General features: G+C 69.5%; 20 protein-coding genes and 1 pseudogene. 4 read left to right on the forward strand and 17 right to left on the reverse strand.

Annotation, left to right across the window (positions count from 1 at the left end):
• The 17 genes and pseudogenes from ABZY57_RS11345 to ABZY57_RS11425 all read right to left on the reverse strand — a co-directional run.
• Positions 1-430 (reverse strand): annotated as a pseudogene (locus ABZY57_RS11345) (hypothetical protein); the annotation flags it as partial.
• Between the two features lie 390 nt (positions 431-820).
• Positions 821-1,204, reverse strand: a complete 384-nt coding sequence (locus ABZY57_RS11350; RefSeq protein ID WP_356510559.1) for a DUF6113 family protein — start codon at positions 1,202-1,204, stop codon at positions 821-823.
• The gene (mshB, locus tag ABZY57_RS11355) at positions 1,201-2,109 is read right to left on the reverse strand and encodes an N-acetyl-1-D-myo-inositol-2-amino-2-deoxy-alpha-D-glucopyranoside deacetylase (RefSeq protein WP_356510561.1); all 909 of its coding nucleotides are present in this window, start codon (positions 2,107-2,109) and stop codon (positions 1,201-1,203) included. Before mshB ends, ABZY57_RS11350 begins: the two co-directional genes overlap by 4 nt.
• 91 nt (positions 2,110-2,200) lie before the next feature.
• Positions 2,201-2,395: a hypothetical protein gene (locus ABZY57_RS11360; protein WP_250741735.1), complete on the reverse strand. Its 195-nt coding sequence runs from the start codon at positions 2,393-2,395 to the stop codon at positions 2,201-2,203.
• A 358-nt stretch (positions 2,396-2,753) separates the two neighbouring features.
• Positions 2,754-3,803 carry a dipeptide ABC transporter ATP-binding protein gene (locus ABZY57_RS11365; RefSeq protein ID WP_356510563.1) on the reverse strand — a complete coding sequence of 350 codons (1,050 nt, stop codon included), beginning with the start codon at positions 3,801-3,803 and terminating at the stop codon, positions 2,754-2,756.
• Positions 3,796-4,770 carry an ABC transporter ATP-binding protein gene (locus ABZY57_RS11370; protein WP_356510565.1) on the reverse strand — a complete coding sequence of 325 codons (975 nt, stop codon included), beginning with the start codon at positions 4,768-4,770 and terminating at the stop codon, positions 3,796-3,798. The genes ABZY57_RS11365 and ABZY57_RS11370 overlap by 8 nt, the downstream gene beginning before the upstream one ends.
• 12 nt (positions 4,771-4,782) lie before the next feature.
• Positions 4,783-5,790 carry an ABC transporter permease gene (locus ABZY57_RS11375; RefSeq protein ID WP_356510567.1) on the reverse strand — a complete coding sequence of 336 codons (1,008 nt, stop codon included), beginning with the start codon at positions 5,788-5,790 and terminating at the stop codon, positions 4,783-4,785.
• Positions 5,783-6,706, reverse strand: coding sequence for an ABC transporter permease (locus ABZY57_RS11380; RefSeq protein ID WP_356510569.1), 924 nt, complete (start codon positions 6,704-6,706; stop codon positions 5,783-5,785). Before ABZY57_RS11380 ends, ABZY57_RS11375 begins: the two co-directional genes overlap by 8 nt.
• 31 nt (positions 6,707-6,737) lie before the next feature.
• Complete coding sequence (locus ABZY57_RS11385) at positions 6,738-8,366, reverse strand: ABC transporter substrate-binding protein (RefSeq protein ID WP_356510571.1); 1,629 nt, start codon at positions 8,364-8,366, stop codon at positions 6,738-6,740.
• 108 nt (positions 8,367-8,474) lie between these two features.
• A complete protein-coding gene (locus ABZY57_RS11390) occupies positions 8,475-9,425 on the reverse strand; it encodes a GNAT family N-acetyltransferase (RefSeq protein ID WP_356510573.1) in 951 nt (316 codons plus the stop codon).
• Positions 9,426-9,552: 127 nt separating this feature from the next.
• Entirely contained in the window at positions 9,553-10,602 is a 1,050-nt protein-coding gene (locus ABZY57_RS11395) for a dipeptide ABC transporter ATP-binding protein (protein ID WP_356510575.1), read from the reverse strand.
• Positions 10,595-11,650 carry an ABC transporter ATP-binding protein gene (locus ABZY57_RS11400; protein WP_356510577.1) on the reverse strand — a complete coding sequence of 352 codons (1,056 nt, stop codon included), beginning with the start codon at positions 11,648-11,650 and terminating at the stop codon, positions 10,595-10,597. The genes ABZY57_RS11395 and ABZY57_RS11400 overlap by 8 nt, the downstream gene beginning before the upstream one ends.
• An 11-nt stretch (positions 11,651-11,661) precedes the next feature.
• Positions 11,662-12,609, reverse strand: coding sequence for an ABC transporter permease (locus tag ABZY57_RS11405; RefSeq protein ID WP_356510579.1), 948 nt, complete (start codon positions 12,607-12,609; stop codon positions 11,662-11,664).
• Positions 12,602-13,534, reverse strand: a complete 933-nt coding sequence (locus ABZY57_RS11410) for an ABC transporter permease (RefSeq protein WP_356510637.1) — start codon at positions 13,532-13,534, stop codon at positions 12,602-12,604. Before ABZY57_RS11410 ends, ABZY57_RS11405 begins: the two co-directional genes overlap by 8 nt.
• A 174-nt stretch (positions 13,535-13,708) precedes the next feature.
• Entirely contained in the window at positions 13,709-15,343 is a 1,635-nt protein-coding gene (locus ABZY57_RS11415) for an ABC transporter substrate-binding protein (protein ID WP_356510581.1), read from the reverse strand.
• 440 nt (positions 15,344-15,783) lie between these two features.
• The gene (typA, locus tag ABZY57_RS11420; RefSeq protein ID WP_356510583.1) at positions 15,784-17,688 is read right to left on the reverse strand and encodes a translational GTPase TypA; all 1,905 of its coding nucleotides are present in this window, start codon (positions 17,686-17,688) and stop codon (positions 15,784-15,786) included.
• A gap of 318 nt (positions 17,689-18,006) precedes the next feature.
• Complete coding sequence (locus ABZY57_RS11425; protein ID WP_356510585.1) at positions 18,007-20,352, reverse strand: ABC transporter family substrate-binding protein; 2,346 nt, start codon at positions 20,350-20,352, stop codon at positions 18,007-18,009.
• 362 nt (positions 20,353-20,714) lie between these two features.
• On the opposite strand from ABZY57_RS11425, the gene ABZY57_RS11430 reads away from it, so the two are divergent.
• From ABZY57_RS11430 to ABZY57_RS11445, 4 genes are all read left to right on the forward strand, one after another.
• Positions 20,715-20,954: a hypothetical protein gene (locus ABZY57_RS11430; protein WP_356510586.1), complete on the forward strand. Its 240-nt coding sequence runs from the start codon at positions 20,715-20,717 to the stop codon at positions 20,952-20,954.
• Positions 20,955-21,050: 96 nt separating this feature from the next.
• On the forward strand, positions 21,051-21,875 hold the full coding sequence (locus ABZY57_RS11435; protein ID WP_356510588.1) for a hypothetical protein: 825 nt from the start codon (positions 21,051-21,053) through the stop codon (positions 21,873-21,875).
• 1 nt (position 21,876) lies between these two features.
• The gene (locus ABZY57_RS11440; RefSeq protein WP_356510590.1) at positions 21,877-23,805 is read left to right on the forward strand and encodes a fumarate reductase/succinate dehydrogenase flavoprotein subunit; all 1,929 of its coding nucleotides are present in this window, start codon (positions 21,877-21,879) and stop codon (positions 23,803-23,805) included.
• Positions 23,802-24,575 carry a succinate dehydrogenase/fumarate reductase iron-sulfur subunit gene (locus tag ABZY57_RS11445; protein ID WP_356510592.1) on the forward strand — a complete coding sequence of 258 codons (774 nt, stop codon included), beginning with the start codon at positions 23,802-23,804 and terminating at the stop codon, positions 24,573-24,575. The genes ABZY57_RS11440 and ABZY57_RS11445 overlap by 4 nt, the downstream gene beginning before the upstream one ends.
• Positions 24,576-25,328: the final 753 nt, after the last annotated feature.

The following is a 25,328-nucleotide window of genomic DNA, read 5'->3' on the forward strand; positions in this document are numbered from 1 at the left end:
CGGCGGGTGGTGCGGGGTAGCCGGCGTTCTGACCGGCGCCGGGGCCGCCGGGGCCGGGGCCCATCGGGGCACCGGGGTGCTGCCCGGCGGGGCCCTGGGCGAAGCCCTGCTGCGCGGGCCCGTCGTAGCGCGGACCGCCGGCCTGGGCCGGCGCCGGGGCGGGCGTCGGGGCGGGTGCGGTGCCCGCCTTGCGCGGGGCGAACCAGTTGCTGGTCGAGTCCTCCACCGGAGCCTGCTCGGGCGCGGGCGCCGGGGCGGCCGCGGGCTCGGGCGCCTGCCCGGCCTCGGCTTCGGGCATGGTCTGGCGTACGACCACGGGCGGAATCGGCCTCGAACCCGGGATGTTGATCCGGATCCGGGTCGTCAGCTGGGTCTCCGTCTTCGGCCCGTCGGAATCGGGTGTGGACGGCTTCGCGGGCGGTGCGGTCACTGAACTCTCCTCCGGGATGGTCGCCGCGCCCGGACCGGGGGGCACTGTCGTGGTCGGATTCTGGCCTGATCCATACGGCGGCGCACCCGGGGGGTGGGCCGCTGCGCCGAGCCCGTTGGGCCCGGAGGACGGACTGTCAGTTTCACGACTCAAGGCAGGTTCTCCCGATCGGCTCCGCCGCCCGTCATAGCGTGCGCGGGCAGCTCGGCGGCCGGTCCACCATACTGGCCGCCGCCCGCGCGCACCCGGCCACCGGGAGCGAAGGGTTCCCCTTGATCTCCTGCGCGCCCCGTGCGCGCACCCCCTGAGCCCCTGTCGTCCGGCTGCGGAGGGTCCGCGCACACACCGGCCGAGCCGCTCGTCAAGGCGTCGCGCGCGGCCGACGCCGCGTCACCTGGCTTTCCCGGCGGCCGAAAGCGGCCGGTCCTTCGGGAAGCTCATCGTGGCGCACATCACAGCGAGTACCGCTCCACCCAAAAGGTAGGCGTACATGCCGATTCCGGACGAACCGAGCAAGAAGTCCCCCTCCGGCCGGGGCACACCGAGCATCACGTAGGCGAGGAACCAGCCACCGACGGCGGCTCCCACCCCGATGCCGGTGCCCAGCGCGATCCGGCCGCCGAGGAACAGTCCGAAGAGCGCGAGGAGCGCGAGCGCCAGTCCGCCCGGGAACCACAGGTCGACGACGAGCCAGCCGGCCAGGCCGGTCAGCGCCCCCGCCACCAACAGGCCCAGCAGGACGGCGATCCGCCCCCCGCTCCAGGTGCCGGTCATGCCCGCACCCCCGCGAAGAGGTCACGCTCGCGCTCGCCCGCCGGGACGCCCGGCCGGCCGGCGGCCAACTCGTAGTACTCGTGGGTGAACAGCGGCTGCGCAAGGTCGTTGGAGAGCGCGAAGAAGGGGCCGTCCACCGCGATCTGGGTGGCATGGGCCCGCATCGCGGCGCTCTTGGCGGCCACGAACGCCTGCTCGGCGGCCTCGTCGCCGCCGATCTCGGCGGTGATCCGCTCGTCGGCCACCACGCCCGGCACGTCCTCCGGCGCGGCCGGCGCCGGGAAGGGCACCTCGCTCCCCGCCTCGCGCAGCCGGGCGAAGCCCTCCTCGACGACCGAGCGCGGGACGCGGTTCCAGTAGAACTTCTCGATGGCGTGCGGTGCGCCGAGGTCGCGGCGGTACGTGGGCTCCGCGGCCAGTTCGGCGGCGCGGGTGGCGACGCGGTGGGCCTGGATGTGGTCGGGGTGGCCGTAGCCGCCGTTCGGGTCGTAGGTGACGAGGACCTGGGGACGCAGCTCGCGGATCACCTCTACGAGGTACCCCGCGGCCTCGTCCACGTCGGCGGACCAGAAGGCGCCGGGCCGGCGGTTCTGTTCGGCGCCCATCATCCCGGAGTCGCGGAAGCGGCCGGGGCCGCCGAGGAAGCGGTGGTCGGCGACGCCCAGTTCGCGCATGGCGGCGGCGAGCTCGCCGATGCGGTGGGCGCCGAGGGCGTCGTCGCGGTCGGCCGTCAGGTGGGCGAGTCCGGGCGGGATGACCTCACCCTCCTCGCCGAGGGTGCAGGTCACCAACGCGACATGGACGCCCTCGGCCGCGTACTTGGCCATGGTGACGCCGTTGTTGATCGACTCGTCGTCCGGGTGCGCGTGCACGAGCAGGAGCCGACGGGCGGGAAGACCGTTCATGAGGGCCACCCTACGACCGTGGCGAGGAACGGCGGACCTGCCACCCGGAACCCCACACGGCGTCCCGGTCAGCCGGAAGAAACGCAGCGCCCTAGAACTTGAGGCCGCTGATCATGCTCGCCACGTTGTTGGTGAGCTGGGAGAGCGTCGGAGCCACGGTCGAGCTCGCCAGATAGAAGCCGAGCAGTACACAGACCACTGCGTGACCCGCCTTCAGGCCCGAACGCCGGACCAGCAGGAAGACGACGACTGCCAGCAGCACCACGGCCGAGATCGATAGTGCCACGGCTGTTTCACCTCCACGTCGAGCGGACATCGGGTTCGCGTACTCGCAACTCGGTGCTCGGCAGAGTCATACCCACCGTGCGCTACGGATCATAACTATCCGTACCACCACATCGATCGATTCCGGCAGCACGAGGGGCGCACGCCGCGCACGTCCGGGGTCACAGGAGTACCGGCCGGGGAGGCTGTACGCCTCCCCGGCCGGCTGTCGGCACCCGCACGGCCGCACGGGATCCAGGCTGCCCGGCCCAGATCTCGGGACAGAAACGGTCAAGTTGCCTGCATGTAAACCGAGTTGTGAGGAAACCGGGTCCGTTCACAGCTGTGGCGAGAAATGAGCGGTGCCGGGGGCCCTCAGCTCACTCCTTGGTCGGTGATCCCGGCGGCGGGCCCGGCGGAAGGACGGCCCGCTCGGATGCGAAATGGCAGGCCGAGGGGTGGGCCGCCGGCCCGCCCGGGAGGAAGGCCGGGATCTCCAGGAGCGGGACCTGCGACGCGCAGCGCGCCTCGGCCTTCCAGCAGCGGGTGCGGAAGCGGCAGCCCGACGGCGGCTTGGCCGGGGAGGGCACGTCGCCGGAGAGGATGATCCGCTCCCGGCCCGCGCGGGCCGCCGGGTCGGGGACCGGGACGGCGGAGAGCAGCGCCTGGGTGTACGGGTGGGTGGGGTGGTCGTAGATCTGGGTGTCGGTGCCGATCTCGACGATCCGGCCCAGGTACATGACGCCGACCCGGTCGGAGATGTGCCGGACGATCGAGAGGTCGTGCGCGATGAACACGTAGGAGAGGTTGAACTCGTCCTGGAGCCGCTCCAGGAGGTTGACCACCTGTGCCTGTACGGAGACGTCGAGGGCGGAGACGGGCTCGTCGGCGACGATGATCTCGGGCTGGAGGGCGAGGCCGCGGGCGATGCCGATGCGCTGGCGCTGGCCGCCGGAGAACTGGTGCGGGTACCGGTTGATGTACTCCGGGTTGAGGCCGACGACGTCCAGGAGCTCCTGGACCTTGCGGCGGCGGTCGCCCTTGGGGGCCACCTCGGGGTGGATCTCGTAGGGCTCGCCGATGATGTCGCCGACGGTCATGCGCGGGTTCAGGGAGGTGTAGGGGTCCTGGAACACCATCTGGATGTTGCGGCGCACGGACTTGAGGGCCCTGGCGGAGAGCTTGGCGAGGTCCTCGCCCTTGTACGTGATCGCGCCGGCCGTCGGGCGCTCGAGGTTGACCAGCATCTTGGCGACCGTGGACTTGCCGCAGCCCGACTCCCCGACGATGCCGAGGGTTTCGCCGGCCCGCAGGTCGAAGGAGACCCCGTCGACGGCCTTGACGGCGCCGACGTGCTTCTTGAAGAGGATGCCCTGGGTCAGCGGGTAGTGCTTGACCAGGTCCTCCACCACGAGGATGGGCTCAGCCACCGAGGCACTCCTTCCAGAAGAAGCACGCGCTGGAGCGGTCGGGTCCGACCTCGGCCAGCGGCGGTACGTCGGTGCGGCAGACGGCCCGGGCCATCGGGCAGCGCGGGTTGAAGGCGCAGCCGGGCGGGATGGCGAGCAGGTTGGGCGGCAGGCCCTTGATGGCGTACAGCTCCTGGCCCTTCTGGTCCAGGCGCGGGATCGAGTCCAGCAGGCCGCGGGTGTACGGGTGCGCGGGGCGCTTGTAGATCTCGTGGACGGGGGCCGCCTCGACGATCCGGCCGGCGTACATGACGGCGATCTTGTCCGCGACGTCGGCGACCACGCCGAGGTCGTGGGTGATCAGGATCAGGCCCATGTTGAGCTCGCGCTGGAGCTCGGCGAGCAGGTCCATGACCTGGGCCTGGACGGTGACGTCCAGGGCCGTGGTCGGCTCGTCCGCGATGATGAGCGAGGGTTCCAGGGCCAACGCCATGGCGATCATGATGCGCTGGCGCATGCCGCCGGAGAACTGGTGCGGGTAGTCCCCCACCCGCTCGCGCGCCGCCGGGATCTTCACCCGGTCCATCAGCTCGACCGCCTTGGCCCGGGCGTCCTTGCGGGACATCCCGCGGTGGACCTCGTACATCTCGCCGAGCTGCGCGCCGACGCTCAGGACCGGGTTGAGGGAGGACAGGGCGTCCTGGAAGATCATGGCCATCTCGGCGCCGCGGATCTTCCTGCGCTCCTCCTCCTTCATCTTCAGCAGGTCTTTGCCCTTGAAGAGGATCTCGCCGCCCGCGATGCGGCCCGGCGGCATGTCGAGGATGCCCATGACGGCCTGGGCGGTGACCGACTTGCCGGAGCCGGACTCGCCGAGCACGGCGAGGGTCTCGCCCTCGGCGACGGAGTAGTCGACCCCGTTGACGGCCTTGGCGACTCCGTCCCGCGTCTTGAATTCCACGTGCAGATCGCGCACTTCGAGCAGCATGTGCGGGGCTCCTCAGCGCAGCTTGGGGTCGAGGGCGTCGCGCACCGCGTCGCCGAGCATGATGAACGCGAGCACGGTCAGGCTGAGCGCGCCCGCCGGGTAGAGCAGCATGTGCGGGGCGTTGCGGATCTGGGAGGCGGCGTTGGAGATGTCGATGCCCCAGGAGACCGTCGGCGGGCGCAGGCCCACACCGAGGAAGGACAGGGTGGCTTCCAGGGCGATGTAGGTGCCGAGCGCGATGGTGGCGACGACGATGACGGGTGCGATGGCGTTGGGCGCCACGTGCCGCAGCAGCATCCGGCCGTTGCCGGCGCCGAGCGCCCGCGCGGCCTGGACGTAGTCGTGCTGTTTGGCGGTGATGACCGAGCCGCGGGCGATGCGGGCCAGTTGGGGCCAGCCGAGCAGCACGATGAAGCCGACGACGGGCCAGACGGTGGTGCTGGTGACCACGGACAGGAAGACCAGGCCGCCGAGGACCACGGGGATGCCGAAGAAGATGTCGGCGACCCGGGAGAGCATCGCGTCGCCCCAGCCGCCGAAGAACCCGGCGAGCCCGCCGAGCGCGGAGCCGAGGAGGGCCGCGCCGAGGGTGGCGCAGATGCCGACGGTGATGGAGGCGCGGGCGCCGTAGACGGTACGGGTGTAGACGTCGCAGCCCTGGGTGTCGTAGCCGAAGGGGTGGCCGGGGGCGGAGCCCTGCTGCGATTTGGACAGGTCGCACTGGAGCGGGTCGCCGCTCGCGATGAGCTGGGGCCAGATGGAGATGACCACGAGGAAGAGGATCAGCAGCGTGGAGACGAGGAAGACGGGGTTGCGGCGCAGCTGGTGCCAGGCGTCGGACCACAGGGAGCGGGGCTTCTCCTGGGGGCCTGCGGGGCCTCCCCCGAGGTCCTTCTCCAGCGACTCGGCTTCCTCCAGGGCGAGATCCATGACCCCTCCCTGGCCTGTGGGGGCGATGGCCTCGTGGGGGCCGGGGCCCAGCGGATCGTAGGCGCGGCGCTCGGGATCGGGCTCAGGCATAACGGATCCTCGGGTCCAGGACCGCGTAGAGCAGGTCGACGAGCAGGTTCGCCAGCAGGAACACGATCACGAGGATGGTCACGAAGCCGACCACCGTCGGGGAGTTGTTGCGCAGGATGCCCTGGTAGAGCTGGTAGCCGACGCCGTGGATGTTGAAGATCCGCTCGGTGACGATGGCTCCGCCCATCAGGGCGCCGATGTCGGTGCCGATGAAGGTGACCACGGGGATCAGCGAGTTGCGCAGCAGGTGGCGGGTGACGACCCGGCGCCGGGGCAGGCCCTTGGCCACGGCGGTGCGGACGTAGTCGGCCTTGACGTTCTCGGCGATGGAGGTCCGGGTGAGGCGGGTGACGTAGGCGAGGGAGACCAGTGCGAGCACGATGCCGGGCAGGATCAGCTCGCTGAAGGGGGCGTCCGGGGAGACGGTGGGCCGGACCCAGCCCCATTTGACGCCGAAGAGGTACTGCAGCAGGTAGCCCGTCACGAAGGTGGGCACGGAGATGACGACGAGGGTGAGCACCAGCACGCTGGTGTCGATGGACTTGCCGCGCCTCAGTCCGCTGATCACGCCGAGGGTGATGCCGACGACGATCTCGATGGCGATCGCGACGATGGTCAGGCGCAGGGTCACCGGGAAGGCCGAGGCCATGAGCTCGGTGACCTCCTGACCGTTGAAGGCGGTGCCGAAGTCGCCCTGGAAGATCTGGCCCATGTAGTGCAGGTACTGCTTCCACAGGGGCTGGTCGAGGTAGAGGTCCTTGCGGATGCGCGCGGCGGTGGCGGGGTCGGGGGCCTTGTCGCCGAAGAGGGCGGCGACCGGGTCTCCGAGGGCGTACACCATGAAGAAGATCAGGAACGTGCTGCCGATGAACACGGGGATCATCTGGAGCAGTCGCCGGATCACATAACGTCCCATGGACTGCTCCAGGTTCGATCCGCGAGAGGGGTCAGCTGACCTTGATCTGGTCGTACACCGGGACGCTGAACTGGTTGAGCTTCACGTCGGAGATGCGCTCCGAGTGGCCCGCGCTGCCGTTCTGGTACCAGAGGGGGATGGACGGCATCTGGGCGGCGAGGATCTTCTGCGACTCCTGGAAGGTGGCCGTCGCCTTGGCGGCGTCGCTCTCCCGGTTGGCCTCGTCGATGAGCTTGTCGAACTCCGGGTTGCTGAACTTGCCGTAGTTCGAGGAGGCGCCGGTGTAGTACAGCGGCTCCAGGAAGTTCTGGATCAGCGGGTAGTCGGCCTGCCAGCCGGAGCGGAAGGGGCCGGTCAGCTTGTAACTGCTCTGCTGGTTCCTGAAGTCGGCGAAGGTGCCGATGGGGTTGACGGTGCAGACCGGCCCCTCCCCCAGCGTGTTGTTGATGCTGTTGCAGACGGCGTCCATCCAGTCGCGGTGCGAGCCGGTGTCCACGTTGGACGTCAGGGTGACCTTGCCGCCGGGCAGTCCGCCGCCCTCCTGGATGAGCTTCTTGGCCTCGGTGGGGTTGAAGGAACAGGCCTCACCGCAGGCGGTGGCGGAGAAGCCGCCCTTTTCGCCGAGGGCCGGCGAGGTCCAGTCCTTGGCCGGGGTGCGGGTCTCGTGGAAGATCTGCTTGGTGATCTCGTCACGGTTGATCGCCATGGAGATGCCGCGGCGGACCTTCTCCATGCCCTCCTTGCTCCACTGCGGGTCGTACAGCGGGAAGGTGAGGGTCTGGATGATCAGGGCCGGCTGGTTGATGTAGCGGTCGCCGAGGTCGTTCGCGACGTTCTTCAGCTGCTGCGCCGGGATGTCGTCGACCAGGTCGAGGTTGCCGGAGATCAGGTCGGTGTAGGCGGTGTTGTTGTCGGTGTAGACCTTCAGGTCCACTCCGCCGTTGACCGCCTTGTCCTCCAGCGGGTAGGCGTCCCACTTGCGCAGCTTCATGCCCGTGCCCTTGGTGTACGAGTCCACCGTGTACGGACCGTTGCCGATGGGCTTCTTCAGCCAGGCGTCGTGGTCGGTGAAGAAGGCCTTGGGCAACGGGGAGAACGCCTGGTAGCCGAGGGTCTCGGGCCAGGTGGAGAACTTCTCCTTGAGGGCGACCGTGAAGGTCTTGGGGTCCTTGACGACCAGGCCGGACATGGTCTTGGCCTTGGGGTCGCCCTTCTCGGGGTGGACGTCCGCGTAGCCGACGATGTCGGAGAAGAAGGGCGCGTTGTTCTGCTTCTTGGTGACGTCTGCGCCGTAGTTCCAGGCGTCCACGAAGGACTGCGCGGTGACCGGCTCGTCGTTGCTGAACTTCAGCCCGTCCTTCAGCGTGATCGTGAAGTTCTGGCTGTCGGTGGTCTCGATCTTCTCGGCGAGGAAGTTGTTCGCCTCGCCGGTCTCGGGGTCGTACCGCTTGAGCCCCCGGAAGATCATGTCGAGGACCTTGCCGCCCTGGACCTCGTTGGTGTTGGCGGGTTCCAGCGGGTTCTGCGGGTCACCCCACGAGGAGCTGACGATCCCCGCTTCGCCGCCTCCGCCGCTGTCGCTTCCGCCGCCGCATGCGGTCGCCGCGAGGGCGACGGCCGCCGCGCATGCGGCCCACTTGGCGTGGGTGGCTCCGCGCATGGAGTGCCTCCTACTGGATCCCAAGACTCACTTAGGGCCCAATGTCACCCTATGTATGGTCCCGCACACTCCTCGTTGGACCGATTGCACCCTCGCGCCGCCCGGCTGTCACCCCTGCGAGTGCACGGCCGACCGCCACAGCGTCAGCTCCCAGGTGTCCACCGCATGGTGGAGGGTCATGCCGTGCGCCTCGTACAGCGCGAGCGCCCCGGTGGTGTTGCCCGTGTCCACGCCGAGGCCGACGGTGGCGCGGCCGCGGGCGGCGTAGGCGGCGAAGCCGTGGCGCAGCAGGAAGGTGCCGACGCCCCGGCCGCGGGCCTCCGCGCGGACGCCGAGGTGGCTGAGCCAGCCCATGCTGGTGCGGTCGTCGCGGGTGAGCAGGACCCCTACGTCGCCCAGCGCGGGCAGGCCGGCGATCCACACCAGCGACCAGTCCAGGCCGCGGCCGTCGATGTGGTCGAGCCAGGGCTCGTACGGGCGCTCCACGTGCCCGAAGTGGTCCGCGAAGGTCTCCTCGATCAGGGCGTGGGCGCGCCGGCGCTCGCTCTCGCCGCCGTCGCAGGGGCGAAGGGTGAGCCCGGCCGGCGGTACCGGCGCCACGTCGGCCGGGCCCAGGACGCGGGTCAGCACCCGGTGGCGGCGCACCGTGCGGTAGCCGCGGCCGGGCAGCAGTCCGGGGTCGAGGGTGCGCCCGCCGCTCGGCGAGAGCCACAGGAAGGCGTGCGGGGCCCCGGCGGCCAGCTCCCTGGACCGGGCCTCCACCAGGTCCAGCAGCCGGGCGGCGGCCGCGCCGCGCCCCGGCAGGACCCGGAAGTGGCAGTCGACGCGGCCGGGGCCGGAGTCGGCCCACACGAGGGCGTAGCCGAGGAGCCGGCCGTTCTGGAAGGCGAGGAAGGAGTCGGCTTCCAAGTCGACGTCGGGGTGGTGCAGATCCGCCGCGACGGCGCCGAGGTCGGTCTCCGGACGGCCGATCTCGATCCGGTCGATGGCGTTGAGGAGCCCGCAGATGTCCCCGGCGTCGGAGGGCCCGGCGGGCCGTACGGTGAGCATGCGGGCCATCAGACCACGGTGGCGGTCGGGGCGGCGTCAGCCGGCGGACGGGCCGGGCGGGCGGACGGCGGGACGACGGAGCGCCCGCCGCCGGAGAGATCCGGTGACGGGCGCCCTGTGGTGTCGCTGCGGGAGGTCAGACGGCCAGGACGGCCTTCTCCTCCGCGAAGTGGCAGGCCGACTCGTGCGAGGCCAGCGACTTGACTCCCTGGAAGCGCTCCGGGATGGCGAGCAGCGGCTCCTCAACGGAGCACTTCTCCTCGGCCTTCCAGCAGCGGGTGCGGAAGCGGCAGCCCGACGGCGGGTTGGCCGGCGAGGGGACGTCACCGGTGAGGATGATCCGCTCGCGGCCCTCGCGGGCGGCCGGGTCCGGCACCGGCACCGCGGAGAGCAGCGCCTGCGTGTACGGGTGGGTCGGGTGCTCGTAGATCTGCTCGTCGGTGCCGATCTCGGCCATCTTGCCGAGGTACATGACACCGACGCGGTCCGAGATGTGCCGGACGATCGACAGGTCGTGCGCGATGAAGATGTAGGAGAGGTTGAACTCCTCCTGCAGCTTCTCCATCAGGTTGATGACCTGGGCCTGCACCGACACGTCGAGCGCGGAGACCGGCTCGTCGCAGATGATGATCTCCGGGTTGAGCGCGAGGCCGCGGGCGATGCCGATGCGCTGGCGCTGGCCGCCGGAGAACTGGTGCGGGTACCGGTTGATGTACTCCGGGTTCAGACCGACGACGTCCAGGAGCTCCTGCACCTTGCGGCGCCGGTCGCCCTTGGGGGCCACCTCGGGGTGGATGTCGTAGGTCTCGCCGATGATGTCGCCGACCGTCATGCGCGGGTTCAGCGAGGTGTACGGGTCCTGGAACACCATCTGGATGTTGCGGCGCACGGCCTTCAGGGCGCGGCCGGACAGCTTGGTGATGTCCTGGCCCTTGTAGAAGACCTCGCCGGCGGTGGCGCGTTCCAGGTTCATCAGCAGCTTGGCGACGGTGGACTTGCCACAGCCGGACTCGCCGACGATGCCGAGGGTCTCGCCCTGGTACAGGTCGAAGGAGATCCCGTCGACCGCCTTGACCGCGCCGACCTGCTTCTTGAACAGGATTCCCTGGGTCAGCGGGAAGTGCTTGACGAGACCGCGGACCTGGAGGATCGGCTCGCGCACGGGGGCGTTGGTGAGCTCAGCCATGGAGCTGCTCCTTCCAGAAGTGGCACGCGCTGTGACGGCCGGCCAGTTCGGTGCCGTCCTGCTCGCTGACGGGCTGGAGGGTGGGGACCTCCGACCGGCAGATGTCCTGCGCGGCGACGCAGCGCGGGCTGAACGAGCAGCCGGTGGGCAGGCGCAGCAGGTTCGGCGGCAGGCCCTTGATCGCGAAGAGCTCCTGGCCCTTCTGGTCCAGGCGCGGGATCGAGTCCAGCAGGCCCCGGGTGTACGGGTGCGCCGGGCGCTTGTAGATCTCGTGGACCGGAGCGGTCTCGACGATCCGGCCGGCGTACATGACGGCGATCTTGTCCGCGACGTCGGCGACCACGCCGAGGTCGTGGGTGATCAGGATCAGGCCCATGTTGAGCTCGCGCTGGAGCTCGGCGAGCAGGTCCATGACCTGGGCCTGGACGGTGACGTCCAGGGCCGTGGTCGGCTCGTCCGCGATGATCAGGTCGGGCTCCAGCGCGATCGCCATGGCGATCATGATGCGCTGGCGCATACCGCCGGAGAAGTGGTGCGGGTAGTCGTCGACCCGCTCCTTCGCCGCCGGGATCTTGACCTTCTCCATCAGTTCGATGGCCTTGAGCCGGGCCTCCTTCTTCGACAGGCCCTCGTGGACGCGGAACATCTCGCCCAGCTGGTAGCCGACGGTGAGCACCGGGTTCAGGGAGGACAGGGCGTCCTGGAAGATCATGGCGATCTTCCGGCCGCGCAGCTTGCGCCGCTCCTCGAAGCTCATCTTGAGCATGTCCTGGCCGCGGAAGAGGATCTCGCCCTGCGGGATCTTGCCGGGGGGCATGTCGAGAATGCCCATGATGGCCTGGGCCGTCACGGACTTGCCGGAGCCGGACTCGCCGAGGACGGCGAGGGTCTCGCCGGCGCTCACGCTGTAGTTGACGCCGTTGACTGCCTTGGCCACACCGTCGCGGGTGTGGAACTCGACGTGCAGGTCGCGCACTTCGAGGAGCGGCGTCTGCGGGTCCCCGGCACGCGGGGAGGGGAGGCTGGAGGTGTTGTCCATGGTGATCACTTACGCCCTCCTCAGCGCAGCTTGGGGTCGAGGGCGTTGCGGACCGCTTCGCCGAGCATGATGAAGGCGAGGACGGTGATGCTGAGGATGATCGAGGGGTACAGCAGGATGTACTGCGCCACTCGGATCTGCGCGGAACCGGTGGAGATGTCCACGCCCCACGAGATGTTCGGGGAGGCGAGGCCCAGGCCCAGGTAGGACAGGGTCGCCTCGGCCGCGATGTACCCGCCGAGCGCGATCGTGGAGACCACGATCACCGGCGCCATGGCGTTCGGCAGGATGTGCCGGAACAGGATCCGCGTGGTGCCGGCGCCGAGGGCTTTGGCGGCGTGCACGTAGTCGGCCTGCTTCACGGTGATCACCGCGCCGCGCATGACGCGGTTGATCTGCGTCCAGCCGAGGAAGGCCAGGGCGAAGACGACCGTCCACACCGTGCGGTCGGTGAAGGCCTGGAGGACGACCATCGCGCCGAGCAGGAACGGGATGCCGAAGAAGATGTCGGTGACGCGCGACATGATCGCGTCCGTCATACCGCCGAAGTAGCCCGAGATCATGCCCGTGATGCCGCCGACGACGGTGACGATCGCGGTGACCGCGACGGCCACGATGATCGAGGCCCGGGTGCCGTAGATGAGGCGCGCGTAGACGCTGCGGCCCTGGCCGTCGTATCCGAGCCACTCGGGCGAACCGACCTTGGACAGCTCGGGGTGCTGGAGGAAGTGGTGGACCAGGTCGCCCTTGGTGGGGTCGGCACTGGTGAACCAGCTCGGGAAGGCGGCGATCGTCAGCAGGGTGAGGATCAGCACCGAGGAGACGATGAAGTACGGGTTGCGCCGCAGGTCGGCCCAGGCGTCGCCCCAGAGGCTGCGTGCCTTCTCGGCCTTCACCGGGTCCACCGGGGCGACGGCCGCCGAGGTCTCCTCGGGCGTCACGGCTTCGGTCTTGGTCATGTCAGGCATACCGGATCCTCGGGTCCATGACCGCGTAGAGGAGGTCGACGAGCAGGCTGGCTATGAGGTAGACGACGACGAGGACGGTGACGACACCGACCACGGTCAGGCCTTCGCGGCGGATGACCGAGTCGTAGATCAGACCACCGACGCCCTTGACGTTGAACAGGCCCTCGGTGACGACCGCTCCGCCCATGAGGGCGCCGATGTCGGTACCCAGGAAGGTCACCACGGGGATCATCGAGTTGCGCATCAGGTGCACACCGATGACGCGGCGCTTGGGAAGACCCTTGGCCACGGCGGTGCGCACGTAGTCGGCGCGCAGGTTCTCGGCCATCGAGGTGCGGGTCAGGCGGGCCACGTAGGCGAGCGAGAGCGATCCCAGGACGATGGCCGGTGCGACCAGCTCGCCCCAGGTCTCCTCGTTGCTGACGGTGGGTTCGATCCAGCCGAGCTGGAAGGCGAACACCGCCTTGACGATGAAGCCGAGGACGAAGACCGGCATGGAGATGATCAGCAGGGTGAGGATCAGGACCATGTTGTCCACGAGCTTGCCGGCCTTGAGGCCGGCGACGATCCCGAGGGTCAGGCCGAGAAGGATCTCGATGGCGAAGGCCAGGAAGGCCAGCCGGAGCGTGACCGGGAAGGCGTCACCGATCACTTCGGTGACCTCGCGGCCACTGCGGATCTGCGTTCCGAAGTCGAAGTGGAACAGGATCCCGGAGATGTAGTCCCAGTACTGGACGAGGATGTGCTTGTCCAGGCCGTGCTCGTGCCGGAGTGCGGCGAGCGTGGCGGGGTCCGTGCCCTTGTCTCCGAAGAGTCCGGCCACGGGGTCGCCGGGCAGGCTGTAGACCATAAAGAAGATGAGCAGGGTCGTCCCGAAGAAGACCGGGATCATCTGGAGCAGTCGTCGTGCGACATAGCGCCCCATCATGCCTCCGTAGAAGATGCGGCAGGCGCAGCCGGACGGGCCCTTTCGCCACGCACGCGCGTGACGGGATCGTCACTGCGTCGCGAAAGGGCCCCCCGGGCGCTGCATGTAGGCCCGGATGTGGGCCGGCTCCCCGCCGGCCCACATCCGTCGAAAGGAATTACGCGGTAGGACTTACTTCTTGACCTCGACCAGGTCGAGGATCGGGTCGCCGTCCTGGGCGTACTTCACGTTCTGGACCTTCTCGGAGAAGCCCGCGTTGACCTTGTAGTACCAGAGCGGGATGGAAGGCATGTAGTTGACGAGTTCCTTCTCGATGCCCTGGTAGGCCTTCACGGCCTCGTCGAGCGTCGCGGCGCTGTCCGCCGCGGCGATCTTGGCGTCGAGCTCGGGGCTGGAGAAGCCACCCTGGTTGCCGCTGGCGCCCGTACGGAACAGGTCGCTGATGAAGTTGGCGTTCACCGGGTAGTCGAGGACCCAGCCGGAGCGGTAGATCGACTTGACCTGCTTGGACTTGCGGGCCTGGAGGTCGGCCTGGAAGTCCGGCTTGGCGTCGCCGGTGCACTTGACCTGCGTGGCCTGGGTGATGCTGTTGCAGACAGCCTCGACCCATTCCTTGTGACCGCCATCCGAGTTGAACTGGATGAAGATCTCGTTGTTCGGGACGCCGCCACCCTCGGCGATGAGGGCCTTGGCCTTCGCCGGGTCGAACTTGGTGACGTCACCGGAGCCGGTCGGCGTGTAGCCGAGGACGCCCTTGGCGACCCAGCCGGTCGCCGGCTCACGGGTGCCCTGGAGCACGGTCTTGGTGATGGTCTCGCGGTCGATCGCCATCGACAGGCCCTGGATGACCTTCGGGTTGACCTTCGCCGGGGTCTTCCACTGGTCGGCGTAGTACGCGATGGCCAGCGTCTGGATGGCGGAGTACGCCTGGTCCACGGCGCGGTCACCGAGGTCGGCACGGTAGACCGGGAGGTCCTTCGGGCCGATCTGACGCAGGACGTCGAGGTTTCCGGCCTTCAGGTCCTCGTACGCGGCCTCGACGCCGGTGTAGTTCTTGAGAATCACACCGCCGTTCTTCGCCTTGTCTTCGCCCTTGTAGTCGTCGAAGCGCGTGAGCTCGATCTGCTTCTTGTGCTCCCACGACTTGAACTTGTACGGGCCGTTGCCGACCGGCTTCTCACCGGCAGCCGCGGGGTCCGCGTAGAACGAGGCGGCGAGCGGGGAGAAGACCTCGTAGCCGAGCTTGTAGCCGAAGTACGGCACCGCGCTGGCGAGCTCGATGGTGAAGGTGTTCTCGTCGACGATCTTCAGGCCTTCGAGCGCCTCGGCGGTGGGCTTGGCGCCCTCGGCCTCGGGGTGAAGAGCCTCGAAGCCCTTGATGTCGGAGAACCAGGACGCGTTGCCCTGCTTGTTGTTGATGTTCGCGGCCCAGTTCCACGCCTTGACGTAGGACTCGGCGGTCACCTTGGTGCCGTCGTGGAAGGTCCAGCCCGGCTTGAGCTTGACGGTCCAGAGCTTGCTGTCCGTGGTGTTGACCGACTCGGCGTTCACCATGACGAGCTTGCCGTCGGCGTCGTAGTCGACCAGCTGGGAGAACAGACCCGACATGGCGATCGAGCCGTTGGACTCCATCGTGTCGGCCGGGTGCAGGAGCTTCTCCGGCTCGCCCACCTCGATCGAGAAGATGCCGTTCGGGTCAACTTCACCCTTGGCCGCGGTCTTCCCGCCACCGCCGCCACAGGCAGTTGCTGCCAGGGCGACGACAATCGCGCCCGCTACCCACTTGGCGCTCTTGGCACCGCGCATGGGTTTCCTCCTCATGAGTCCACTGTCTGATGTGAAGGACACAGGTGTGCTTCGCCGACACCCCTGACGGCGATAGGACCGGTGTCCCGAGTGTGCTCGTGAGTCGACGCTCCCCACAGCGTGTGACCCATTGACCCGAGCTCAATGGAGCCATCCTCAGGGACTGCCTGACCGTAAACCACACTTAAGTGGTCTCGTTTTCACAACATCGCACTACGGCTAAAACCCGAAATCCGGACAAACGGATAGGAGACAGACATGAACGAAACGGACTGTTAGCTCTTCTTCCGGAGTGTCACGGTCGGTATGCGGACACCGGACCGAAACAATCCGCTTGACAAAAGCGAACAGCCCCCTTCGTCACGGTGTACGTGACGAAGGGGGCTGTTCACAAAAGCCCGTAACGGGCGGGACCCAAGTGTGACCTAGGTCCTACGCGACTACTTGCCGGACTTGGCGCGCGACGCGGTGCGCGAGCGGTCCTTCTGGTCCAGGACGACCTTGCGGATGCGGACGGCCTCGGGGGTCACCTCGACGCATTCGTCGTCGCGGCAGAACTCCAGGGACTGCTCCAGGGAGAGCCTGCGCGGGGGCACCACGTTCTCGGTGTTGTCCGCGGAAGCCGCACGCATGTTGGTGAGCTTCTTCTCCTTGGTGATGTTCACGTCCATGTCGTCGGAGCGCGAGTTCTCGCCGACGATCATGCCCTCGTACACCTCGGTGCCGGGCTCGGTGAACAGGACACCACGCTCCTGCAGGTTGATCATCGCGAACGGCGTGACCGAACCGGCGCGGTCGGCGACCAGCGAACCGTTGTTACGGGTCACCAGCGGGCCGAACCACGGCTCGTGGCCCTCGTGGATCGAGTGGGCGATGCCGGTGCCGCGCGTACCGGTGAGGAACTCGGTACGGAAGCCGATGAGGCCGCGCGACGGGACGACGAACTCCATGCGGACCCAGCCGGAGCCGTGGTTCGACATGTTGTCCATACGGCCCTTGCGGACGCCCATGAGCTGCGTGACCGCGCCCATGTGCTCCTCGGGGACGTCGATCGTCATGCGCTCGACCGGCTCGTGCACCTTGCCGTCGACCAGCTGCGTGACGACCTGCGGCTTGCCGATGGTCAGCTCGAAGCCCTCGCGGCGCATCTGCTCGACCAGGATGGCGAGCGCGAGCTCACCACGGCCCTGGACCTCCCAGGCGTCGGGACGCTCGGTGTCGAGGACGCGGAGCGAGACGTTACCGACCAGCTCGCGGTCCAGACGGTCCTTGACCTGGCGGGCGGTGACCTTGCGGTCCTTGACCGCGGACTTGGCGTCCGCGCCCTTGCCGCTGCCGCCGCGGCCGACCATCGGGGAGGTGTTCGTACCGATGGTCATGGAGATCGCCGGCTCGTCGACCGAGATCAGCGGGAGCGCGATCGGGTTCTCCGGGTCGGCCAGGGTCTCGCCGATCATGATGTCGGGGAAACCGGCCACCGCGCAGATGTCGCCCGGGCCCGCCACCTCGGCCGGCTTGCGGGTGAGCGCCTCGGTCATCATCAGCTCGGTGATGCGGACGTTGGAGATGGTGCCGTCACGCTTGATCCACGCGACGGTCTGGCCCTTGCGGAGCTCGCCCTGCTCGACGCGGACGAGCGCGATGCGGCCGAGGAAGTTGTCGGCGTCCAGGTTGGTGACGTGGGCCTGCAGGGGCGCCTCGTCGTCGTACACCGGGGCCGGCACGTGGGCCAGGATGGTGGAGAAGAAGGGCTCCAGGCTGTCGCTGTCCGCGGGGACGGTGCCGTCCTCCGGCTTGGTCAGCGAGGCGACGCCGTCACGGCCACAGGCGTAGACGATCGGGAACTCGATCTGCTCCTCGTCGGCGTCCAGGTCGAGGAAGAGGTCGTACGTCTCGTTGACGACCTCGTCGATCCGGGAGTCCGGACGGTCCGTCTTGTTGATGCAGAGGATGACCGGCATCTTCGCCTGCAGGGCCTTGCGCAGGACGAAGCGGGTCTGGGGCAGCGGACCCTCGGAGGCGTCCACCAGCAGAACGACGGCGTCCACCATCGACAGACCGCGCTCGACCTCACCACCGAAGTCGGCGTGGCCGGGGGTGTCGATGATGTTGATCGTGATCGGGGCCGACCCGTCCTTCGGGTGGTACTTCACCGCCGTGTTCTTGGCGAGGATCGTGATGCCCTTCTCACGCTCCAGGTCGTTCGAGTCCATCATGCGGTCGTCGAGGTGCTGGTGGGCGGCGAAGGCACCGGCCTGCTTGAGCATGGCATCGACGATGGTCGTCTTGCCATGGTCGACGTGGGCGACGATGGCGACGTTACGGATGTCGTGGCGCGTGGGCACTTCGGCGCTTCTCCCGGGATCGTGGATGGCGACGCGTACGGTCCGGCACGCGCGCCTCGACCGGGCGGAAAACCTGCCACGGCCTTACCCCATCGTACGTCGGCTGGCGGGAACCGCCTGCCGGGGGGTCTGTCAAGAGGCCGGACGACTGAGCGCGGCCGGGTCCTGGGTGGGGGGACTCAGCCGTGGATGGTGCCTGTAAACACGCGGGTCAACGGGTGTGTACGACCCTGCCCGCCGGTGATCCGGCGGGCAAGGGACTTGAGTCACATCTGAGCTTGAGACCTTCGAATCAACCCCGGATGCACCCCTTCGTCATCACTTCTTCTTCTCGTTCTTCTCCTTCGCCGCGGCCGGCTTCTTCCAGCCGATGTCCTGGTAGCGCGGGGCACCGAGGCCGAAGGCGCCCGCGTTGGTGAGACCGGGCTTCACCGCCACCAGCTCGGGGCGCTGGTAGAGCGGGATGGAGCCGGCCGTCGCCCAGATCCGGGCGTCCGCCTTGCGCATCAGGTCTCGGGCGGCCGCCTCGTCCAGCTCGCCGAGCGCCTGGTCGAAGAGCTGGTCGATGTGGTCGGTGCCGACCCGGGTGTAGTTCTGTTCGACCAGCAGCGAGCCGTCGGCGGCCGGCTCCGGCTTGGCGAAGATGGGCCGGGCGTCGGTGGCCGGGTAGGCGGTCGCGGGCCACGAGTAGAGCGCCAGGTCGTACTGGCCCGAGGCGATGTGGTCCTTGAAGAAGCTCTCGTCCGCCACCTTGGTCAGCTCGGTCTGCACGCCGACCTTCTGGAGCATCTGCGCGATCCGCTCGCCGACCGTGCGCAGCGCCTCCGAACCGGGGCCGGCCGGCAGGACGAAGCGCAGGCTGAGCGGCTTGCCGTCCTTGGCGAGCATGTTGCCGGAGGTGCGTACGGCCTGCTTGGCGGGGGCCGGGGCGGTGCTCGCCCGGGCCTGGTCCGCTTCGGCGACGGCTTCGGCGTCCAGGGCCGGGCTGCGCTTGCCGTCGTCGACGGCGTCCGCCTGGGCCTCGGCCTGGGTGCGCAGGTGCTGCTCCTGGAGGGCCGCGAACGGGGCCGGGGCCAGCACCGGGGAGAGCTCGTCCCGGCGCCCCTGCCCGTCCTCGGCGAACGCGTCGGCGTCGACGATCTCCCCGTCCCGTCCGGGCTGCCCGTCGCCGTTGCGCTCGTCGCCGTTGCGCTCGTCGTCCTGGCCGACGATGTAGAGGCCGTCGTTGCCGGTGCCCGGGCCCGAGGCCGGTACCGCGGGAGTCTTGGAGTCGTCCGTCTCCTTCGCGGCCTCCGAGCCCGCCTTCGCGCCCGCCGGCTCGGTGATCTTGCCGCCGCGGCGCCACCCGGCGTCCGCGAGCAGGGCCTGCGCGGCCTGGGTGTCCTGGCCGCCGAGGGCGTCGCTGTTGTCGGCGTACGCCTGCTGCCCGGCCAGCGCGAGGTGGCTGCCGACCGGCTTCGCCGGCAGGCCCAGCGGCTTCAGGACGATGTCGGCGAGCGCCTGGCGGTCCAGGGCGCGGGCCACGGCGCGGCGTACCCGCTCGTCGGCGAGCGGGCCGCTCGCGCCGTTCATCGCGAGCTGGGTGTAGGCGGGCTCCAGGGACTTGCGGACGGTGAAACCGCGCAGGGCGGTCTGCTCCTCGGCGTACCGCTTGACCGCCTCCGCGTGCTTCTGGCGGATGGCCTGCGCCTCCTTGGCCTTGTCCTCGTCCAGTCCGAAGGCGAGCGCCCACGACAAGGTGGCCTGGGCGGGTGTCACCGAGGCGGCGGGGCCGTGGGCCCCGTCGGCCTTGGCCGCCGCGCGGCGGGCCAGGGCGATCCGGTCGGCCCCGGTGCGGTCGATCTCCGCGAGGTCGAGCTTGCCGGCGGCCAGCGCGGCCGGGCGTTCGGAGCGGGGCACCGCGGTCAGGACCAGGGTGTCGAGCTTGGCGGGGCTGCCCCACCAGCGCGGATTGCGGGTCAGCGAGGCCGTACCGGTCTTCTTGTCGAGGGCTCCCAGCCCGAAGGGGCCCGCGGTGACCTTCAGGGCGCCCCGGGCTCCCTCGTTGAAGCTCTCCGGGGTGCCGGTGACCTGCTTGGGGTAAAGGGGGCTGAAGAGGGAGCGCCAGTCGGCGTACGGCCTGACGAAGGTGACCTTGACCTCCAGGTCCGTCTTGCCGCGCTCGATCTTCTCGATCCGGTCGTAGCCGGCGTTGCGCGCCGTCCAGTACGAGGAGTCCTTGCCGTTCAGGGCCCGCCACTGGGCGACGAAGTCGGCGGCGCCGATCTCCCGGCCGTCGCTCCAGACCGCCTGCTGGTTGAGCTTGTACAGGACCACCTGCTTGGGCTCCCGCTCGACGACCTGGGCCTTCTCCAGGTAGTCGGGATTGGCCACCGGCCGCCCCTTGCCGTCCAGCACGAACAGCTGGGGCAGTACCGCCCCGGCAATCCGGCTGGTGGTGGCGTCCGCATCTGCCTGGAAGGCGTTGAGGGTGGCCGGCATGGAGTCCACGGCCCAGCGCAGCATCCCGCCGTCGGCGACCTTGTCGCGGGCGGTGGCCGCGATGTCCTGCCCGGCGGCGGCCGGGCCGCCCTCGTCATCACCCGCGCCGCAGCCCGCGAGCAGCGGCAGTGCAAGAACTCCCGAGGTCAGGAGCGCCAAGGACCTGCGCCTTCTCTGGGACATGGGTGGTACCTCCGGGACGGGGCGTGGGGGGAGCCGTGAAAGGGGATGTTCTGATCACGTTCGGCGGTATATGGAGCTGATCACACTGGGTGCCGAAACCCACTGAAATCGACACCCCGCCGCACCCACCGCAGCCGACCCTCGCCACGCCGCGAACCCCACCCGTGCGGACCAATCCGGCTTGCTTTCCGGGCGGGCGTTCCCCCGTAAGAGGGATGAAAATGGGGGCAGGGAGGGGCGCACAGTTCGCGCCTGCGCGCCCACAATCGCTGCACGTCCCTTCACAACCGGGGACGGGAGGCGCGACACTCGCAGGCGCACATGAGCGCTGCCACCGCACCCAGCGGAAGTGAGGGCAAATCATGTCCCTGCAAGACGACTTGACCGCCGTACGGCGCAACCTGAACGAACTGGTCCGCTCGGTGGAGCGGCTGGAGCGGGACGTCAAGAACACCGAACGGCAGGCGCCGGGCGCCTCCCGGGCCCCCGGCGAGGGCGCGATGGTCGGTGTCGTCGAGGTACCGGACACCCCGTACGACAGCTCCCTGTGGACGGACGCCGACGACGAGGGTCTCGGCGCCCGCGATCGCCGCGCTCCCTGACCTACGCTCCGCGCACACCCCACCGGACCCGGTCACCCGCAGCGACGGAGACCGGGTCCCCCGGGCCACCCCTCATCACTCCACCCGGAGTCCCCCTTGGCCACAGGCACCCAACCATCCCCACAGCGGCCCGGCGGCGTCCACGACGCCTCGCGGGCCGCGATCGCGGCCCGGCACCTGCGGACCGACCGGTGGTGGCTCGCCCCCGCCGGCACCGCGGCCGGGCTGCTCGCCTTCATCGTCTACTCGACGTGGCGGGCCTTCGCCAACGCCGACTACTACGCGGCCCCGTACGTCTCCCCCTTCTACTCCCCGTGTCTCGCGGAGAACTGCCAGGAGATGCGCGGCGGCCCGAACCTCGACCTGTTCGGCAGCTGGTGGGGGCTTTCCCCCGCGCTGCTCATCCTGGTCTTCCCGCTCGGTTTCCGGCTGACCTGCTACTACTACCGCAAGGCCTACTACCGGGGCTTCTGGGCCTCGCCGCCCGCCTGCGCGGTCGCCGAGCCGCACGCCTCGTACAGCGGGGAGACCCGTTTCCCGCTGATCTTCCAGAACGTGCACCGCTACTTCTTCTACGCGGCGCTGCCCGTCGCGGGCATCCTCACCTACGACACCGTGCTGACCTTCCGCGACGAGAACTACGCGTGGGGCCACATGGGCCTGGGAACGCTGCTGTTCCTGCTCAACATCGGGCTGATCTGGGCGTACACCCTGTCCTGCCACTCCTGTCGGCACATCATGGGCGGCCGCCTGAAGCACTTCTCCGCACACCCGGTCCGCTACCGCCTGTGGGGCTGGATCAGCCGCCTCAACACCCGTCACATGCAGCTGGCGTGGGCCTCGCTGATCAGCGTGGCCCTGTGCGACTTCTACGTGTACCTGCTGGCCAGCGGCGCCTTCACCGACCCGAGGATCTTCTGAGATGGCCCAAGTGGAACGGCAGCAGTGGGACGTGGTCGTGGTCGGCGCGGGCGGCGCCGGGCTGCGGGCCGCGATCGAGGCGCGCGAGCGGGGCGCCCGTACGGCGGTGATCTGCAAATCCCTCTTCGGCAAGGCCCACACCGTGATGGCGGAGGGCGGGATCGCCGCCTCCATGGGCAATGTCAACGAGGGCGACAACTGGCAGGTGCACTTCCGCGACACGATGCGCGGCGGCAAGTTCCTGAACCAGTGGCGGATGGCGGAGCTGCACGCCAAGGAGGCTCCGGACCGGGTCTGGGAGCTGGAGACCTGGGGCGCGCTCTTCGACCGCACCCCCGACGGGAAGATCTCGCAGCGCAACTTCGGCGGGCACGAGTACCCGCGGCTCGCGCACGTCGGCGACCGGACCGGGCTGGAGCTGATCCGCACCCTCCAGCAGAAGATCGTCCAGCTCCAGCAGGAGGACTTCAAGGAGTACGGGGACTACGAGGCCCGGCTCAAGGTCTTCCAGGAGTGCACGGTCACCCGCGTTCTGAAGGACAGCACCCTCAAGGGCGGGGAGCGGGTCTCCGGGACCTTCTGCTACGAGCGCGAGACCGGGCGGTTCTTCGTCCTGGAGGCGCCGGCGGTGGTGCTGGCCACGGGCGGGATCGGGAAGTCCTTCAAGACCACGTCGAACTCGTGGGAGTACACCGGCGACGGCCACGCGCTGGCGCTGCTCGCCGGGGCCCCGCTGCTGAACATGGAGTTCGTGCAGTTCCACCCGACCGGCATGGTCTGGCCGCCCTCGGTGAAGGGGATCCTCGTCACCGAGTCGGTGCGCGGGGACGGCGGGGTGCTGCGCAACAGCGAGGGCAAGCGGTTCATGTTCGATTACATCCCGGACGTCTTCAAGGAGAAGTACGCGCAGTCCGAGGAGGAGGGCGACCGCTGGTACGAGGACCCGGACCACAACCGGCGGCCGCCCGAGCTGCTCCCCCGCGACGAGGTGGCCCGCGCCATCAACTCCGAGGTCAAGGCCGGGCGCGGATCCCCGCACGGCGGGGTGTTCCTCGACGTGTCCACCCGGATGCCGGCCGAGAAGATCAAGCGGCGGCTGCCGTCCATGTACCACCAGTTCAAGGAGCTGGCGGACGTGGACATCACCGCCGAGCCCATGGAGGTCGGCCCGACCTGCCACTACGTGATGGGCGGCATCGCGGTCGAATCCGATACGGCCGCCACCCTCGGGGTGCCGGGCCTGTTCGCCGCCGGTGAGGTCGCGGGCGGGATGCACGGCTCGAACCGGCTCGGCGGGAACTCCCTCTCCGACCTGCTGGTCTTCGGCCGCAGGGCCGGGCTGCACGCCGCCGAGTACGCGGCGCGGGACGCCCCGGCCGTCGGCGGGCGGCCCGAGGTGTCCCAGGCGCAGATCGACGCGGCGGCCGCGGAGGCGCTGGCCCCGTTCCACGCCGCCGAGGGCGCGGAGAACCCGTACACCCTCCACCAGGAGCTCCAGACGGCCATGAACGACCTCGTCGGGATCATCCGCCGCGAGGGCGAGATGGCCCAGGCCCTGGAGAAGCTCGCGGCCCTGCGCGTACGGGCCTCCCGGGCCGGGGTCGAGGGGCACCGGCAGTTCAACCCGGGCTGGCACCTGGCCCTGGACCTGCGCAACATGCTGCTCGTCAGCGAATGCGTGGCCCGCGCGGCCCTGGAGCGCACCGAGAGCCGGGGCGGGCACACCCGCGAGGACTGCCCGGCGATGGAGCGGTCCTGGCGGCCGGTGAACCTGCTGTGCCGGCCCGTCGACCCCGCTCCCTCGGATCCGGCGGCGGACCGGATCGAGCTGACCCGGGTGCGCACCGATCCCATCCGATCCGACCTGCTCGCGCTCTTCGAGAAGGAAGAGCTGGTCAAGTACCTCGCCGAAGAGGAGCTGTACGAATGAGCACCTACGATGCCGCGTTCCGGATCTGGCGGGGCGACGCGGAGGGCGGCGAACTGCGCGACTTCACCGTGGAGGTGCACGACGGGGAGGTGGTCCTGGACATCGTCCACCGGCTCCAGGCCACCCAGGCGTCCGACCTCGCGGTGCGGTGGAACTGCAAGGCGGGCAAGTGCGGTTCGTGCAGCGCCGAGGTCAACGGGCGGCCGCGGCTGATGTGCATGACGCGCATGTCGACCTTCTCCCGCGAGGAGACGATCACCGTGACCCCGCTGCGGGCCTTCCCGGTCGTCCGCGACCTGGTGACGGACGTGTCCTTCAACTACCAGAAGGCGCGCGAGGTGCCCGCCTTCGTACCGCCCGCCGGGGTGGCGCCCGGCGAGTACCGGATGCAGCAGATCGATGTGGAGCGCTCGCAGGAGTTCCGCAAGTGCATCGAGTGCTTCCTGTGCCAGGACACCTGTCACGTGGTGCGCGACCACGAGGAGAACAAGGCGGTCTTCGCCGGTCCGCGCTTCCTGATGCGGGTGGCGGAGCTGGACATGCACCCGCTGGACGCGGCGGCCGAGGCGGGGCTCGACCGCAAGCGCACGGCGCAGGAGGAGCACGGGCTCGGCTACTGCAACATCACCAAGTGCTGCACGGAGGTCTGCCCCGAGGGCATCAAGATCACCGACAACGCCCTGATCCCGCTGAAGGAGCGGGCCGTGGACCGCAAGTACGACCCGCTGGTGTGGCTGGGAAGCAAGATCCGGCGCCGTTCGGATCAATAACCGCCCCCCATCGTTCACTTGGCAGGACAAGCCGGGCTCAACAAGTCGATCAAGGATGCCGGTTGGGGGGTGTTCCTGACGATCCTGCATGCCAAGGCTGAAAGCGCCGGACCGGGCGCGGGCACTGCCCGATCCGGCGCAGCGTGCCCACCGGCTCGCCGCCATCGCCCGGGAGTGCGTCGCCACGGCCGGTTCGCCCTGGCCGGCCGAGGCGGCCGGCGATCCGGGGACCACGCCGCCGAACGGGGTGACCGTCCTGCCCGAGCGGGCCCCGGCTCCCCGGCTGACGGACGCGGACGGGCGCCGGTGGCGCCAGGGGAGCCGGCCCGACTCCCTGTATGCCGCCGGGGACGGCGTGGTGTGGCTGTCGGGCCCCGAGACGGGTTGCGTACGGGCCGACGGGGGCCGGGCGCGCTGGACCGCCTTCGCCGGCGAGGGCGTGGCCGCGGCGCCGCTGCCCGGCGCCGGGCGGGTGCAGGTGTCCTGCGTCGCGGACGCCGCCACGGTGTACGTGGCCGTACGGCGCGAGGGCTCGCCGGAGCAGCGGCTGCTGGCCCGTGAGCCGGGCAGCGGGCGGGTGCGCTGGCGGCGGGACCTGCCGCGGCAGGGCACCCTGCGCGCCGCCGGGCCGGTGCTGGTGCACGAGGCGGGGGGCGAACTGACCGCACTGCTGGCGTCCTCGGGAGCGGTCCTGTGGCAGCGATCGTTCCCGGAGGCCACCCGTTCCCTGGTGGCCGCGGGCGATTGCCTGGT

The organism is Streptomyces sp. NPDC006450 (assembly GCF_040612195.1).
In the GTDB taxonomy this organism is placed as follows: Bacteria; Actinomycetota; Actinomycetes; order Streptomycetales; family Streptomycetaceae; genus Streptomyces.